This window comes from Ensifer sp. ENS11 (assembly GCF_014851895.1).
GTDB classification, from domain to species: Bacteria; Pseudomonadota; Alphaproteobacteria; order Rhizobiales; family Rhizobiaceae; genus Ensifer; species Ensifer canadensis.
Map to the genome: position 1 here is coordinate 1 of NZ_JACVAN010000015.1, position 14,063 is coordinate 14,063.

At 59.1% G+C, this 14,063-nt stretch carries 16 protein-coding genes and 1 tRNA gene; 7 read left to right on the forward strand and 10 right to left on the reverse strand.

Going from position 1 to position 14,063, the window contains the following annotated elements; genetic code table 11:
* Window positions 1-284 precede the first annotated feature (284 nt).
* Complete coding sequence (locus tag IB264_RS23775) at window positions 285-1,232, forward strand: phosphoribosylaminoimidazolesuccinocarboxamide synthase (protein WP_025427063.1); 948 nt, start codon at window positions 285-287, stop codon at window positions 1,230-1,232.
* Window positions 1,233-1,265: 33 nt separating this feature from the next.
* Here the strand turns inward: IB264_RS23775 and IB264_RS23780 are convergent, their stop codons facing one another.
* The 3 genes from IB264_RS23780 to metG are packed head-to-tail and all read right to left on the reverse strand — an operon-like array spanning window position 1,266 to window position 4,449.
* Window positions 1,266-2,102, reverse strand: a complete 837-nt coding sequence (locus tag IB264_RS23780; protein WP_025427062.1) for an MBL fold metallo-hydrolase — start codon at window positions 2,100-2,102, stop codon at window positions 1,266-1,268.
* Between the two features lies 1 nt (window position 2,103).
* Window positions 2,104-2,883 carry a TatD family hydrolase gene (locus IB264_RS23785; protein ID WP_025427061.1) on the reverse strand — a complete coding sequence of 260 codons (780 nt, stop codon included), beginning with the start codon at window positions 2,881-2,883 and terminating at the stop codon, window positions 2,104-2,106.
* A gap of 15 nt (window positions 2,884-2,898) precedes the next feature.
* Window positions 2,899-4,449 carry a methionine--tRNA ligase gene (gene metG, locus IB264_RS23790; RefSeq protein WP_025427060.1) on the reverse strand — a complete coding sequence of 517 codons (1,551 nt, stop codon included), beginning with the start codon at window positions 4,447-4,449 and terminating at the stop codon, window positions 2,899-2,901.
* Window positions 4,450-4,628: 179 nt separating this feature from the next.
* On the opposite strand from metG, the gene IB264_RS23795 reads away from it, so the two are divergent.
* Entirely contained in the window at window positions 4,629-4,934 is a 306-nt protein-coding gene (locus IB264_RS23795) for a pyrophosphatase (RefSeq protein WP_025427059.1), read from the forward strand.
* Here the strand turns inward: IB264_RS23795 and IB264_RS23800 are convergent.
* The 4 genes from IB264_RS23800 to IB264_RS23815 all read right to left on the reverse strand — a co-directional run bounded on the left by IB264_RS23800 (window position 4,929) and on the right by IB264_RS23815 (window position 8,970).
* Entirely contained in the window at window positions 4,929-5,960 is a 1,032-nt protein-coding gene (locus IB264_RS23800; protein WP_025427058.1) for a DNA polymerase III subunit delta', read from the reverse strand. The genes IB264_RS23795 and IB264_RS23800 overlap by 6 nt on opposite strands.
* Entirely contained in the window at window positions 5,957-6,637 is a 681-nt protein-coding gene (tmk, locus tag IB264_RS23805; RefSeq protein ID WP_038576098.1) for a dTMP kinase, read from the reverse strand. The genes IB264_RS23800 and tmk overlap by 4 nt, the downstream gene beginning before the upstream one ends.
* Before the next feature lie 80 nt (window positions 6,638-6,717).
* Window positions 6,718-7,878: a D-alanyl-D-alanine carboxypeptidase family protein gene (locus IB264_RS23810; protein WP_025427057.1), complete on the reverse strand. Its 1,161-nt coding sequence runs from the start codon at window positions 7,876-7,878 to the stop codon at window positions 6,718-6,720.
* Window positions 7,879-7,938: 60 nt separating this feature from the next.
* The gene (locus tag IB264_RS23815) at window positions 7,939-8,970 is read right to left on the reverse strand and encodes a septal ring lytic transglycosylase RlpA family protein (RefSeq protein WP_025427056.1); all 1,032 of its coding nucleotides are present in this window, start codon (window positions 8,968-8,970) and stop codon (window positions 7,939-7,941) included.
* Window positions 8,971-9,246: 276 nt separating this feature from the next.
* On the opposite strand from IB264_RS23815, the gene IB264_RS23820 reads away from it, so the two are divergent.
* The 4 genes from IB264_RS23820 to IB264_RS23835 all read left to right on the forward strand — a co-directional run bounded on the left by IB264_RS23820 (window position 9,247) and on the right by IB264_RS23835 (window position 11,406).
* A tRNA-Ser gene (locus IB264_RS23820) sits at window positions 9,247-9,336 on the forward strand.
* A gap of 673 nt (window positions 9,337-10,009) precedes the next feature.
* On the forward strand, window positions 10,010-10,300 hold the full coding sequence (locus tag IB264_RS23825) for a DUF4242 domain-containing protein (RefSeq protein WP_025427055.1): 291 nt from the start codon (window positions 10,010-10,012) through the stop codon (window positions 10,298-10,300).
* 108 nt (window positions 10,301-10,408) lie between these two features.
* Window positions 10,409-10,621, forward strand: a complete 213-nt coding sequence (locus IB264_RS23830) for a hypothetical protein (protein WP_038576095.1) — start codon at window positions 10,409-10,411, stop codon at window positions 10,619-10,621.
* Window positions 10,622-11,118: 497 nt separating this feature from the next.
* Window positions 11,119-11,406, forward strand: a complete 288-nt coding sequence (locus tag IB264_RS23835) for a hypothetical protein (protein ID WP_025427054.1) — start codon at window positions 11,119-11,121, stop codon at window positions 11,404-11,406.
* 58 nt (window positions 11,407-11,464) lie between these two features.
* On the opposite strand, the gene IB264_RS23840 is transcribed toward IB264_RS23835, so the two are convergent.
* Complete coding sequence (locus IB264_RS23840; RefSeq protein WP_025427053.1) at window positions 11,465-11,704, reverse strand: hypothetical protein; 240 nt, start codon at window positions 11,702-11,704, stop codon at window positions 11,465-11,467.
* 180 nt (window positions 11,705-11,884) lie between these two features.
* On the opposite strand from IB264_RS23840, the gene lexA reads away from it, so the two are divergent.
* Window positions 11,885-12,601 (forward strand): transcriptional repressor LexA, encoded by a 717-nt coding sequence (gene lexA / locus IB264_RS23845; RefSeq protein ID WP_025427052.1) that lies wholly within the window; start codon window positions 11,885-11,887, stop codon window positions 12,599-12,601.
* Between the two features lie 219 nt (window positions 12,602-12,820).
* Here the strand turns inward: lexA and IB264_RS23850 are convergent, their stop codons facing one another.
* Both IB264_RS23850 and IB264_RS23855 read right to left on the reverse strand, forming a co-directional pair.
* Window positions 12,821-13,153, reverse strand: coding sequence for a hypothetical protein (locus IB264_RS23850; RefSeq protein ID WP_025427051.1), 333 nt, complete (start codon window positions 13,151-13,153; stop codon window positions 12,821-12,823).
* Window positions 13,154-13,796: 643 nt separating this feature from the next.
* A complete protein-coding gene (locus tag IB264_RS23855) occupies window positions 13,797-13,943 on the reverse strand; it encodes a hypothetical protein (RefSeq protein WP_025427050.1) in 147 nt (48 codons plus the stop codon).
* Between the last annotated feature and the right edge of the window lie 120 nt (window positions 13,944-14,063).

Below are 14,063 nucleotides of genomic sequence, written 5' to 3' on the forward strand. Positions count from 1 at the left end.
CAATCCGCTGCAGGTCACGCTCGCTCATCGCAATCAATCCCATCCGCAATCTCCCAGGTCATCAAAACCCGGGGAGAGTGACATTCTTACTTTGCAGGATCAGGACACTTCAACTTTGCGGCTACACGAGAAAATCAGATAAGATAGATTATGGAACATATAGATGTGCCGAAATGCCCGTTTCCGGGCGTATTGCACCTACTCTTGGCTTGACCCAGCCGTTCGCGGCTGCTTATTCGTTCGCCACGAAACCTCGTTTTGCAAGGCCCGATGCGATGAGCGAATTGCGCGTTCTTTCAGATGCTTTCATTCCAGAACTGCCAAACCGCTACAATGGCAAAGTGCGCGAAAACTATGATCTGCCCGGCGGCGAACGCATCATCATCGCGACCGACCGGCTGAGCGCCTTCGACATCATCCTGACGTCCATTCCGCACAAGGGTCACGTGCTGACGCAGACGGCGCGCTACTGGTTCGAGGAAACCGCCGACATCTGCCCGAACCATGTGATCAGTTATCCCGACCCGAATGTCGTCATCGGCAAGCGGCTCGACATCCTGCCGGTCGAAATCGTCGTCCGCGGCTATCTCGCCGGCACCACCAGCACGTCGATCCTGACGAAATATCGCAACGGCGAGCGCGACATGTATGGCATTCGTTTGCCCGACGGTCTGCGCGACAATCAAAAGCTTCCGCAAGCAATCATCACGCCCACCAGCAAGGCCTTCGACGGAGGCCATGATGAACCGCTGTCGGAAGACGAAATTCTAGAGCAAGGCCTCCTGACGAAGCAACAGCTCGATACCGTGTGGAGCTATGCGCTGGCGCTGTTTGCGCGGGGCCAGGCGCGAGCCGCCGAACGTGGCCTGATCCTTGTCGATACGAAGTACGAGTTCGGCACCGACAAGGATGGAACCATCATCCTTGCCGACGAGATCCACACGCCCGACAGCAGTCGATACTGGATCGCCGACAGCTATCAGCAGAGCTTTGAAAACGGCGAGCGGCCGAAAAGCTTCGACAAGGATTTCGTGCGCGCCTGGGTCACCGAGCGCTGCGATCCCTACAGGGATCCGGTCCCGGAAATCCCGAGAGAACTGGTCGAGCAAACGTCAGCTGTCTATATCGAAGCCTATGAGAAGATCACCGGGCGCACCTTCGTTCCGAATCTTTCGGGTGGCACCGTGCTGGAGCGCATCCGCAAGAACCTGGCGCCGTATTTTTCGAAATAGGCCTGAATATTAGATATTTCGAACACGTGAAGTTCAGGCGTCTCCGAGCACGGGGACGTCGACTTCGAATTCGAGACGCATCAGGTCATAAGCCGGCTCGACATGATCAGGCGTTTCACCTTGGACGGTGTCGTAGTCGAGCGGCACATGCATATGCGTCAGAACGGCTTTCTTCGGACGAAGCCGATCGATCCAGCCAAGTGACTGCACCAGCGACAGATGGCTCGGATGAAATTTGTACTGGAGGGTATCGAGCACCAGAAGCTCGAGACCATAAAGGTTTGCGATCGTTTCCGGCGGAAAGTCGCTGACATCGCTGCAATAGGCGAAATCGCCGACGCGAAATCCGAGCGAGTGGATATTGCCGTGAAACTGTATCAAGGGCTGGAAGGTGATCGGGCCACCTGCCCCTGTTATGATCACGGATGAAAGATCGTCGGCGATGATATGTGCGTCGACGATGGGCGGATAGCCGCTTCCGGGCGGCGATTCCAGGCAGTAATGAAACCCTTCGCGAATCCGGCCCATAGTGAAAGCGTCCGCCCAGATCGGTACTCTCTTCTTATTTTCAATGACATAGCCGCGCAAGTCATCGATGCCATGCAGATGGTCCGCATGGGCATGGGTATAGAGCACCGCGTCGATGTGGCGGACATTTGCCGCCACCATCTGGGCGCGAAAATCCGGACCGGTATCGATGACCACAGTCGTCTTGCCGCCATCCGGCGCGATCTGCTCCACCAGCAGAGCGGCGCGCATGCGGCGGTTCTTCGGATTTTTGGGATCGCAGGCGCCCCAGTCCCCGGTGATACGCGGCACGCCAGGCGACGAACCACAGCCGAGAATGGTGAAAGCGCGCCTGAATGCCACGTTAGAGCCTCGGCATCTTGGAGAAGATGCGGAAAGCGTTTTCCGTCGTATGCGTTGCAATCTCGTCCTTCGTCACACCGATCGTATCGGCCAGAACATCGGCCGTGTGCGCCACATAGGCAGGCTCGTTGCGCTTGCCGCGAAACGGCTTGGGCGCAAGATAAGGTGCGTCGGTCTCAACAATCATGCGATCATGCGGAACCGTCTTCGCGATCTCGCGCAGTTCTTCCGATTTCGGGAAGGTCAGGATGCCGGAGAACGACACGTAGCCGCCGAGCTCGACGCCAATTCGCGCCAGATCCGGACCCGACGAGAAGCAATGCAGAAGGAAGGGGAAGGCGCCCTTCCCTGTCTCTTCGGTCAGGATCGCCGCCATGTCGTCGTCTGCCGAACGGCTATGAATGACGAGCGGCAAACCGGTTTCGCGCGCCGCAGCGATATGCCGGCGCAGACCCTCGGCCTGAGCGTCGCGCGGCGCGTTGTCGTAGAAATAATCGAGACCCGCCTCGCCGATCGCCACCACCTTCGGGTGGGCCGAAAGCCGGATGAGATCGTCTGCAGTGATATCAAGCTCTTCATCCGCGTTGTGCGGATGGGTGCCGACGGAACAGAAGACGTTCGGATAAGCTTCCGCAATCGCAAGGATCGTGTCGAACCGCTTCACGCGTGTCGAGATCGTGATCATCTGGCCGACGCCTGCTGCGCGCGCGCGCTCGATGATAGCGTCGCGCTCAGCCTCGAAGTCGGGAAAATCCAGATGGCAATGCGTATCGATAAGCATGCTGATCGTGCCTTATTACGCTTCCGGGGCGACATAGCGTGGGAAGACCGGCTTCGGCGCTTCAAGCGGCGTTCCGGAGACAAGACGGCCGGTCTCGCCGAGTGCCGCAAAGTCGCGCTTGTCGGCTGGGGCTGCCACCAGGTCGAGCAGTTTTCCTGACGATTCCGGCATGAAGGGCTGCAACAGGACGGCAATCTGGCGAACGACCTCGGCGGTGACGTAGAGCACGGTTGCCATACGCGCCGGATCGGTCTTTTTCAGGGCCCAAGGCTCCTGGCCGGCGAAATAGCGATCGGTCTCCGAAACGACCGCAATGATCGCCGCAAGCGCGCGGTGGATCATCTGCTTGCCCATCTCGTCGCGGGTGATCTCGAGCAGCGCATCGGCGGCCGCCAACATCGCCTTGTCTTCGTCGGTCAACGCACCGCAGACAGGAATATGGCCATCGCAATTCTTGACGATCATCGACAACGAACGGCTCGCCAAGTTGCCGATGCCATTGGCAAGGTCGGAGTTGATGCGGGTTGCAATCCCCTCCTCGCTGTAGCTTCCGTCCTGGCCGAAGGAAACCTCGCGCAGGAAGAAGTAGCGGATCTGGTCGAGACCGAAATGCTCGACGAGATTGAACGGATCGACGACGTTGCCGAGCGACTTCGACATCTTCTCGCCCTTGTTGAGCAGGAAGCCGTGGGCGAAGACGCGCTTGGGCAGCGGCAGGCCGGCCGACATCAGGAAAGCGGGCCAGTAGACCGCGTGAAAGCGGATGATGTCCTTGCCGATGATATGGATGTTCGCCGGCCAGAATTTCGCCCGCGGTCCCTGCGGATTGTCGAGATAGCCGGTCGCGGTGATGTAGTTGGTGAGCGCGTCGACCCAGACATACATGACATGACCAGGATCGTTCGGCACCTTGATGCCCCAATCGAAGGTGGTGCGCGAAACAGACAGGTCCTTGAGGCCTGACTTCACGAAGGAGATCACTTCGTTGCGGCGCTCAGCCGGGCCGATGAAGTCAGGGTTCTCTTCGTAGTGCTTCAGCAGCTTGTCCTGATACTCCGACAGCTTGAAGAAGTAGCTCTGCTCCTCGACCCATTCGACCGGCGTGCCCTGCGGACCGTAACGCACGCCGTCGGCGCGCAGCTCGGTCTCGTTCTCCTGGTAATAGGCTTCGTCGCGCACGGAGTACCAGCCGGCGTAGGAATCCTTGTAGAGGTCGCCCGCCTCGCCCATGCGGTTCCAGATGTCCTGCGACGCCTCGTGGTGGCGCTTCTCGGTGGTGCGGATGAAGTCGTCATTCGACGCGTTCAGGAGAACCGCCATCTTCTGGAATTCCGAGGAGTTCCGGTCGGCGAGTTCCTGAGGCGTCACGCCTTCGCGGCGCGCCGTCTGCTGCATCTTCTGGCCGTGTTCGTCCGTGCCCGTCAGGAAGAATACGTCGCGTCCGTCCAGGCGCTGGTAGCGCGCCATTGCATCCGTTGCGATCAACTCATAGGCGTGGCCGATATGCGGCTTGCCGTTCGGGTAGGAAATCGCGGTGGTGATGTAAAAGGGGGACGTGTCTCTCATAAGCGGATTCAATCTATCTCGGATAAAGCTACCGACGCTCTTAGCGCATACGCCGCGCGGAAGGAACCGGGAGATGGCAGAAAAGCCCGCACCGAAGCCGCTGATCGACATCCATTCCCGCTTGTGTGGACGCAAACGAAACAATAGAACAAATAGGAAACAAACGCGAAGGGATCGTCATGTTGCGCCAGCTTGAACGTCAATTCGAAGCGGCATCGGCCCACTACGCCGAAGACAACGGCATCGAGCGGGATGCAGATTGGTTCATGCTCAAGATGCAGGAGGAAATCGGCGAACTGACCCAGGCCTGGAACAAGTACACCGGCCGCGGCAGGCGGCATGGAAAATCAGAGGACGAGATCCAGACCGATATGGCGGACGAGGCCGCAGATCTGCTGGGTCACGTGCTGCTTTTCGCCCACCATCACGACCTGGATCTGGTCGCTGCGATCAAGCGCAAATGGAAGTTTCAGGTCCAGCTATAGCGCCGCCTTGACGTCGTCCAGCAGCGAAAGAATGGTTTGCTTGCGATCGAGATTATAGGCGTCGCTGATGGTGAGGCGTTCCCCGGTCGTGGCCGAAAGCCGGGCGAAACGCTCGGCGCGCATGATGTCGCCGGCAACGGCCGCATCGCGGGCTTCGCGCATCAGCCGGCCTGTCAGCAGCGACGTGAAGAAATCGAAGATCGTTTCGCTGTCCTTGGCCGAAAGCACGTCGGCAAGTTTGTGCATGTCCTTGCGGATCCCCGGCCCTTGCCCCGCGAGGATCGCCTCGAAGGTCGCGGTGATTTCCAGACCGCCGTAGTTGATGAGCTTCAGCGCCTCCGCCACGCTGCCATTGGCAGCGGCCAGAACGCGCGCGGCATTTTCGCTCTCAAGATCGAAGCCGAGATGACCGAGCGCCTGGCGCAGCGCCAAAGGCTCCAACGGCTTCAGCCGCAGCGGCAGGCAGCGCGAACGGATGGTTGGTAATAGCTTACCCGGCGCGTGGGTCAGCACCAGGAACAGCGACCGACGCGGCGGTTCCTCGAGAATTTTCAGGATGGCGTTGGCGGCGTTCCGGTTGAGATCGTCGGCCGGGTCGATGATGACGATGCGCCAGTTGCCGGTGCCGGATGTCTGCGAAAAGAACTTGCCGGCCCTTCGCACCTCGTCGACGGTGATGGCACCCTTGACCCTGCCCGTCTTCTCGTCGACCGGCCGCGTCAGATGCAGAAGATTGTGCGATGCGCCGGAGGCCAATTGCCGGCCGACGATCGAGGCCGGGTCGGGATCCTCAAGCCTTTCGGGCGCAGTCGCGGGATCCGGGTGATTGAGGATGTGGCTGGCGAAGCGAAACGCAAGCGTCGCCTTACCGATACCCTCCGGCCCTTCGATCAGAATGGCGTGGTGTCCCTTGCCCGAACGGTAGCTCTGGGCCAGAAACGCTTCCGCCTGCTCATGACCAAACAGCCGGTCGTTCTGGACCGGCGCGATTGCCCCTTCAAGTACACCTGGCGCTTCCGACGTCATGGTGCGGACCCCGCATTCGAAGGCCCGGAGACTTCAGCGTTCGCAAGCAAGCTCTCTAGCAGGCCGAGCACCTCTGCGGCAATCGCCTCGGCGGATTGCGTCGCATCGATAACCCGGCACCTGTCCGGATCCGCCCGTGCGATATCGAGGAAGGCTTCGCGGCGCTTTTCATGCGTCTCAAGCTCTTCCTTCTCGAAACGATCCGGGCTGTCATCGCCGGCGCGGCGTTGGGCGCGCTCGAGACCGATAGTCGCCGGCAGATCGAAAATCACGGTCCGGTCCGGGACTACGCCATTGATGGCAACCCGCTCCAGCGTCTCGACAAAGGCCGGCTCCAGATTGCCGGTGATGCCCTGGTAGACGCGCGACGAGTCCATGAAACGGTCGCAAAGCACGATCGTTCCCCCAGTCAGCGCCGGCCGGATGACCTCTTCGACATGATCGCTGCGCGCCGCAGCAAACAGAATGGCTTCCATTCGGACGCCGAAGGCTTCGGCCGCCCCCGAAAGCAGCACATGGCGCACCGCTTCGGCCCCGACCGATCCGCCCGGCTCGCGCGTCGTCAGCACCTTGTGGCCGAGCGCGCGCAGAGAATCGGCGAGCAGGCGCAACTGGGTCGATTTGCCGGCCCCTTCCCCGCCCTCGAATGTTACAAACAGACCTTTTGCCAGCGGCACAATGCTTTCCTATATCGGCATGCGATTTGGCTCTGTTTAGCCGATTGGCCCACCCGATGAAACCGCCAGAACCGGTTTTGTTACAGCCAGAAGAAGAAGAGTTCCTGCAGAGCGTCGAGCGCGCGGCTCGCCAGTGTCCCTTGGCCCACTGCTCCCGCCGTCTTGACCGGAACCTCGCGTAGCAGCTTTTCGCCGTTCCACAGTCGGACGACACCGACCTCGGCGCCGGCTTCCACGGGAGCGCGCAACGGCCATTTGTAGACGACACGGGCCGTCAGGCGTTCCGGGTTGTTGACCGGCAGCAGCACATCAACCGGCCCACCAGCGACAAGCGCGACATGGGAGGCCGCACCGCCGTAGATACTGGCCTCGCCGATCGCCTCGCCATCAGCAAAAATTCGCCGCTTTTCGAACGCCGTCATCGCCCAGTCAAGCACCTTGCGGCTTTCCTCCGTACGCTCCTTATCGGTATCGAGCCCGCCCATCGCGAGATAGACACGCCGGTCGCCACGCTGCATCGATGCGGCCAGCGAAAAACCGTAGCCTTCGGCAAAACCCGTGGCGACACCATCGACCCCGAGTTTGGCCGCGATCAACGGGTTCTTGTTGCGCTGAAGGATCTTGTTCCACTCGAACTCAGGCTGGGCGTAGAGCCGATAGAGATCGGGGTGCGCCTCGTGCAGATGACGGGTCAGCGTCACCAGTTCGGTCATAGTGATCCGGTTCTGGGGATCCGGCAGACCTGTGGCGTTACCGAACGTGGCGATAGGCATGCCGAGTTCGCGAGCGCGGGCCGTCATCTTTTCGGCAAAGGCGGTTTCGCTACCGGCCATCCCCTCTCCGAGGATGATGCAGGCATCATTGGCAAGCTGAACGGCCACCCCTTGCAACAGATCGGCCACGCGAATGCGCGACTTCAGCGCAGCAAACATCGTCGAAGTGCCGGATGGGGCGCCGCCCGTGCGCCACGCGTGTTCGGAAACGTCGAAGGCCGTTTCGGCCGAAAGCTCACCCTTGGCGATGGCCTCGGCCACCACTTCCATCGTCATCAACTTGGCAAGAGAGGCGGGCGGAACCGGTTCGTTCTCGGCGCGGGAAAACAGAACGGTGCCGGTTTCGGCATCCACCAGCAGGATCTGCTTTGCCTTGGTGTCAAACGCCACCGGCGGCGTCTGAGCCGCTGCCGCACTCGCGAGCAACGCCGCAAGGCCGAACGTGACCGTAAGCATCATCAAGCGCATGGGAAACTCCGGTTTCCCATTGGGCATAGCAGCGTCATCAGAATGGTACAACGCCCCAGGTTACCTGAGCGAACCGGTTCTGCCTTGGCGCTTCGCATGGGCAACGATGGATTCAGGCGTAAGCGGATTGGTCTCGACCATGATCGCTTCAAACGGCGATTCCGCATCGCTTACCCGCACTTCCACATAGGCGGCCGCATAGGCCATGTTGCCGTCAGGCATCGGAATGTATTCCGGTCGCTCGCGCGGGATCGGCCCGATTTCCGGAAGCATGACGAACTCGCTCAGCGACGGCGGTGCTGCAAATTGCGGGACAGGTGCAGCCAACGCCGTTACCGTACCGGCGGTATCAAGGGACGATTTCGGCGGAATGACCAGCGTTCCCAACTGGTTGCGCATCGGCTCATTCGAGGCGACCATCACGCCGGTTGCGATCTGGCCCTCCGGCATGACGCCCGGACTGCGGTCGCCCTTCGTGACATAGGACGCCATGAGATAGGGCATGTCGTTGCCTTCAAGCGGTGCGCGGCCGACATATTGCACCCGAACCTTGGCACTGCCCTTCTGCTTGATATCGAGCAAATCGGCTGTCTTCGACGAAACGTCGATGATGCGGCCATATTCATAGGGACCGCGATCGTTCACACGAACGATGACGGAAGTGCCGTTTTCGGTGTTGGTGACACGCGCATAGCTCGGCAGCGGAAAGGTCGGATGCGCGGCGGACAGATGAAGCTTGTCGTAGACTTCGCCATTGGCCGTCAGGCGACCATGAAAGGCCGAGCCGTACCAGGACGCGACACCGGTCTTGTTGTAACCGAAATCTTCCTTCGGCTGGTACCACTTGCCCTTGACCTGATAGGCTTTGCCGACCTGAAAGCGGCCGCCGCCCTTCGGAATATTCTTGCCGGTAGCGACACGGGGGCTCGCCTTCACGCCATAAACGGACTCAGCAAAGTATTCTTTGCTTCTCGACTTGCTCTTCTTGATACTGGACGTCGATCCGCAAGCCGCAAGCGTTGCGCAAAGCACAGGGACCGCCGCAAGGCGCAGTCCCTTGATCAGATATGCCGCATTTTTACTGGATGTCATCTGTCCCACAACATCATTCGAATAAGCCGTACTCGAAACCTTCCACTCGTGCCCCCAGCGGAAATCTCGGCGTCCCGAAACGGAACAGTCGATTAATCATGACAGCAACAAGGCAAAATTGCGAACCGACGAATGGCTGACGGCTCGAAATCTCCAGTTATGGTTTACGAATGGTTACCCGGACAAAATGGGCAGCGGATGCGCCAAGAAAATCTTTCCGCCCACGCATGTTAAATCTTGCAAAGCAGCAAGGCTTCGCGCAATAACGCCCTGCCCGGAGGAGTGGCCGAGCGGTTTAAGGCACCGGTCTTGAAAACCGGCGTGCGTGAAAGCGCACCGTGGGTTCGAATCCCACCTCCTCCGCCATGGCTGTCTCATTTTTCGCCACCCATTATTGCGCTCGGTCGCCAAGTGAATGCTTTGGCGGCGAACGCATACAAGTTTTGCGAGTATTCCCCGATCATAGCCGCAGCATTGACGGCGCTTGCAAGGCGGTGGCTCGACCCGCTTGCCATCCCAGATAATTTGAGGGAAAGTCTGATTCCGGCCCATCGAGCCCTGGGCGATCTCCCAGAACTAGAGAAAACCATGCCTCTTAAATATTTGACGACAGCCGCTTTTCTCGCGCTTCTTGCGCTTGCCGGATGCGCAAGCACCGGCGGCAGCAACACGACCTATGCGCAGTGGCAAGGTCCAACACCTGTACCCGATCCGTCTGCGGCGAGTCCCGGCGGTTTCCGGCTCAGCTACTAACTTGCGCTAGTATACGCGTGTCGGACGGAGCGCATCGCGCGCTCCCATCCCCGGCCGCGCGATTTCAGTCGCATAGAGCTATTGGCCGCGAGATATTGTGATCGCGGGGCGATACAGGCGCCCATCGTTTGATCGGACGCCAGTCCCGGTGGAGCCCCTTCCGCTGCTTGATCCTATACTTCCAGGGAAATCGTCGTGAATCGCCGCATCACCGGTGGAAAGTATTGACTTCAATTATATTAGATATTCTTGATATTCAGTCCTCCAACAACCGAGGAACTGAACGATGCCCACCTACATCATTGAACGCGACGTCCCAGGGGCCGACAAGCTCAACCAGGACGACCTTTGCGCATTATCGGCAAAATCCAATGCTGTCGTCGCCGATCTTGGCGTACCATATACATGGATCACCAGTTATGTCGCCGGCGACAAGATTTACTGCGTCCACGAGGCATCAAGCGCCGACGTCATTCGCGAACATTCGGAACGCGCCGGATTTCCGGCGAACAAGATAACCGAAGTTGCTGCCGTCATAGGGCCTGCGACAGCATCCCAGGGGCGCAACGGTAAGTGACCGAAGCGACGTTATCATCGCAGTGCCCGGACACCGGGCACGAATGCGCGACGCAACGCCGGCAAAACAGTGATCCACCGGCACCGTCATTGACTTACGGCGGTATCAATGCAGGCTGGTTTGCCGGCATTCGGCGCCCATGCAGGGTTCCCCGGCACACCTTCCAAGGAGACGATCATGGCAAAAGGTCAAGTGCGAAGTAACCGCGAGGTTAGAAAGCCAAAGAAGGACAAGACTGTCAAAGCCGCCGTTGTGACGGAAGGCTCACAGGTGAAGCTGGCCGGCAGCAGTTTCTCCCTGGGCAAGAAAGACAAGAAGTAAGACGGTCGGCTTTAACCTCTCGAACTAACGACACGAGAGAGATATCCGTCAGTGGCCAGTCGAACTGGGGTGCGCAACGTCTCCGCGACATCCCGGCGCGACTGGTCGAGCACCCGCGGTCAGATGCCGGTTTCGTAGCGCGTTTGAACGTCGTATGTATTTGGCTGGAGATGCGAAGATCGCTACAGGCGGATGCCGCTGGCCACTCGCACTCCATTACGGCGTCCAACATCATCGGAAGCATTTGCGGCGGGTATTGTTGATCAGCTGCCAGCGCCACGCTTTGAGGCGGGCGCCGGAAAATCGAAAACGCCAACGCACCTCACGCCAATCTTTGTGCCTTCATTGCCACAGCTTGAGCACCAGTGCTCGCCTTTCGCAAAGAACTGTTGAACACGGCACAGTGCCCGGCATGCTTGCTGGACTTCGGAACGAAAGCACGGTTCACATCGTTAACCAAACCATCGCCGCCACCTCTGATCTAGTGGACGTTCACCGTGCTTGCAGCCTTGCTTATCGCCTCGATTATCGCATCGCCTAACATCGCCCTCAGCGCTGCCACGGTCGACGACCTGCAAGCCGACTTCGAAACGGCCGTGCCCTGCCAGCAGATAGACGGCCGGAACGTTTGGAAGGGAACGATCGCCTACTACATCCAGTCCTTCGTCTATCAAGGCGACACGCCGGTCGCGACCGAAGCGGCCGACGCTGTGCTGCCGGAGGACAACTCCGCGGAAACCGTCAAGGAATTCGAGGACGCCTGCTCCGCGACGCAGCCGGCCTGATTCAGGCCTCCTCTAGCAGATCGCCCATCGATATTTCTGCTGATCCCTTGATGGCAGGCTATTTCCACTGCGTCCCATCGGCCGCGGCGCAACCGTGCGGCGGGTGTCCGTTGCCAAATGTCAGCTTCAGCCGGTCACAACCCCATTGATTGAGCGGCCCGGGCATCGCCGCATTCAACGCGATACCAACTTCGTCAAACGGGCTCTGCTTGTTATCCACGTATTGATACCAGCGAAACCCAAGGATCGCGGTCGCGGCGACAACGATGGTCAGCAAGATTTGAATCAGCTTCGTCATTAAACCCTCATTCCATAAACGGAAGGAGGCATATCAGCCTCGCGCGGCGCGTGCAGCGACGAGTTGGTCAATCTGCGCTTGATTGAACCAACATTCACAGAATTTTAGGCACTTGCGGAACACATATGGAACAGATAGTGTCTGTTCTTGATTTGTTTCACGCCTCTGGAGCGACTTGCCATGCTGACCCGCAAGCAACAGGAATTGCTTCTTTTCATCCATGAACGAATGAAGGAGTCCGGTGTACCGCCGTCCTTCGATGAGATGAAGGATGCACTCGACCTGGCATCCAAGTCGGGCATTCACCGGCTGATCACAGCGCTCGAGGAACGCGGCTTCATACGCCGGCTTCCCAACCGCGCCCGAGCGCTCGAAGTCATCAAACTGCCGGAAGCCTATGCTGCGAGCGCGCAGCCCCGTCGCGGGTTTTCGCCGAGCGTCATCGAGGGTAGCCTTGGCAAACCGCCCGCCCCTGCCCCCGCGGCGAAAACGCTGCCGGTTGCCGACAACAGCTCCGTGTCGGTTCCAGTGATGGGCCGCATTGCCGCCGGCGTGCCGATCTCGGCGATACAGAACAACACCCACGACATTACCGTGCCGCTCGATATGATCGGCAGCGGCGAGCACTACGCCCTTGAAGTGAAGGGTGATTCGATGATCGAGGCCGGCATTTTCGATGGCGATACGGTGATCATCCGCAATGCCACCACGGCCAATCCCGGCGATATCATCGTGGCACTAGTCGATGACGAGGAAGCAACGTTGAAACGCTTCCGGCGCAAGGGCGCTTCAATTGCTCTAGAGGCCGCCAACCCGGCCTATGAGACGCGCATCTTCGGGCCTGACCGGGTCAAGATTCAGGGCAAGCTCGTCGGCTTGATCCGCCGCTACCACTAAGCCCGTCTCACGCCAGCGCAATTCGAGGAAAAGTGCGGAGCGGTTTTCCGCCAGGAAATGCGTAAAAACAAATAGATAGAGCGCCTAGTGACTCCGTTTAAACCGGAAACGCTCTAGCCGCCTTCATGCCGGCCAGCCGCTCTCTTACTTCAACGTCTCGCCACATAGGGTAGCGAGACGGAGATTTTCGGATCGAGTGTTTTTCACGCTCGACGGATTTTACTCGTGAATCGAGTACTCGCCCAACTCGCAGAGATCCTGCTTGTCTTCAGTCGTGTCGAGACCGGAACCTTCTTCGAATTCAAAGCGCATGTCGTATTTGCAGACATCACGTCCGTCGGCGATGGTAATTTCCATGCTTTCGCCCGGATTAAGCACCTGCCGCCCGAAGACGTCGTCTTCCCACTGATCAACACCGACCGGCGATGTGTAGAAGTTCGTCAAAACGGCATTCGTCTTGTTCTTAAGCTGAAAGACGAGATCCTCAGCGCTTGCGGTGGCCGTCGTTACGGCAAGAATGGCAAGAGCAGTCAGGGCGATCTTATATTTCATTTTATGTCTTTTCCTCCATTGTTGGCTTTGTTTGACACTACCTATACGGGTCGCGCTGTTGGGATATTCATTCCCAGTTCTGTCTAGAGACAATATTTTCAGCACTGACAATAGTGACCGAATCACCATTTCGGGGCGCGTCCTCGCAAGGCCATGTCGTTGGCGACTGCGGACGTTCGCAAACTGGCGGGCAAGCGCAGCCCGGTCGAATTGCGCTTTGAAAACAGTGGTTGGCTGCGATGCGGGCAGCCTCGCTGCGCGTGTTGGACGCGCCGCATTGGCCCATGTTCCTTGCCCCCCGAAAACCGTACCTGCGTGCCGGCAGCATGTCCTTTGCGCAGGCACGCACAGCGTTTCACTTTCGACAATCGGGCTGCTATTGACGGAGAACCGCTTTAGCCAATCGCGCAGGCGCTGGGTGACTTGTTGCTTTCATCGTGCGAGGGGCTGAATCACGCGCTCGCCCGCCCTATCTACGTCACACTTTCGTTGACGCTCGCAACGAGCACGCGGCCGCTTACGCCACCGATGGCCGGTATTTCGACCGCCTTCGGATCTGCGTTCGCCTTGAACCTCGCGTGGGGCGTCGACCGCCAGCGGCATTCGCCGCTGCCAAACCTGTTGAGCGTGTGGCCGATGGCGCTCAATTCTCCTGAACGGAAACCCCGTCCTGGCCAATCTTGATCTCTACGCCGGTCGGTTTTGTTTCCTCGCGGTAGACATAGGCGCCGAGACCAATGACGGCGACGGCGAGCATGGCAATGATCAGATAGAGCCCATTACGGTTCATTCAGCAATTCCTCGCTTGGGTACGGTATGGGTAACTAGGTTCGTACCCAAGAAAGGCAACGGTGCGACGCGGACTGTTCGCTCCTCGCGCGGATGATGCAGGACGGATGCGAACGGCCGT

Bases quoted from the DNA above. Each gene is read 5' to 3' on its own strand.
- IB264_RS23785 (WP_025427061.1), bottom strand. From the start codon at position 2,883: ATGCTTATCGATACGCATTGCCATCTGGATTTTCCCGACTTCGAGGCT.
- metG (WP_025427060.1), bottom strand. From the start codon at position 4,449: ATGAGAGACACGTCCCCCTTTTACATCACCACCGCGATTTCCTACCCG.
- IB264_RS23795 (WP_025427059.1), top strand. From the start codon at position 4,629: ATGTTGCGCCAGCTTGAACGTCAATTCGAAGCGGCATCGGCCCACTAC.
- IB264_RS23800 (WP_025427058.1), bottom strand. From the start codon at position 5,960: ATGACGTCGGAAGCGCCAGGTGTACTTGAAGGGGCAATCGCGCCGGTC.
- IB264_RS23810 (WP_025427057.1), bottom strand. From the start codon at position 7,878: ATGCGCTTGATGATGCTTACGGTCACGTTCGGCCTTGCGGCGTTGCTC.
- IB264_RS23815 (WP_025427056.1), bottom strand. From the start codon at position 8,970: ATGACATCCAGTAAAAATGCGGCATATCTGATCAAGGGACTGCGCCTT.
- IB264_RS23825 (WP_025427055.1), top strand. From the start codon at position 10,010: ATGCCCACCTACATCATTGAACGCGACGTCCCAGGGGCCGACAAGCTC.
- IB264_RS23830 (WP_038576095.1), top strand. From the start codon at position 10,409: ATGCAGGCTGGTTTGCCGGCATTCGGCGCCCATGCAGGGTTCCCCGGC.
- IB264_RS23840 (WP_025427053.1), bottom strand. From the start codon at position 11,704: ATGACGAAGCTGATTCAAATCTTGCTGACCATCGTTGTCGCCGCGACC.
- lexA (WP_025427052.1), top strand. From the start codon at position 11,885: ATGCTGACCCGCAAGCAACAGGAATTGCTTCTTTTCATCCATGAACGA.
- IB264_RS23850 (WP_025427051.1), bottom strand. From the start codon at position 13,153: ATGAAATATAAGATCGCCCTGACTGCTCTTGCCATTCTTGCCGTAACG.
- IB264_RS23855 (WP_025427050.1), bottom strand. From the start codon at position 13,943: ATGAACCGTAATGGGCTCTATCTGATCATTGCCATGCTCGCCGTCGCC.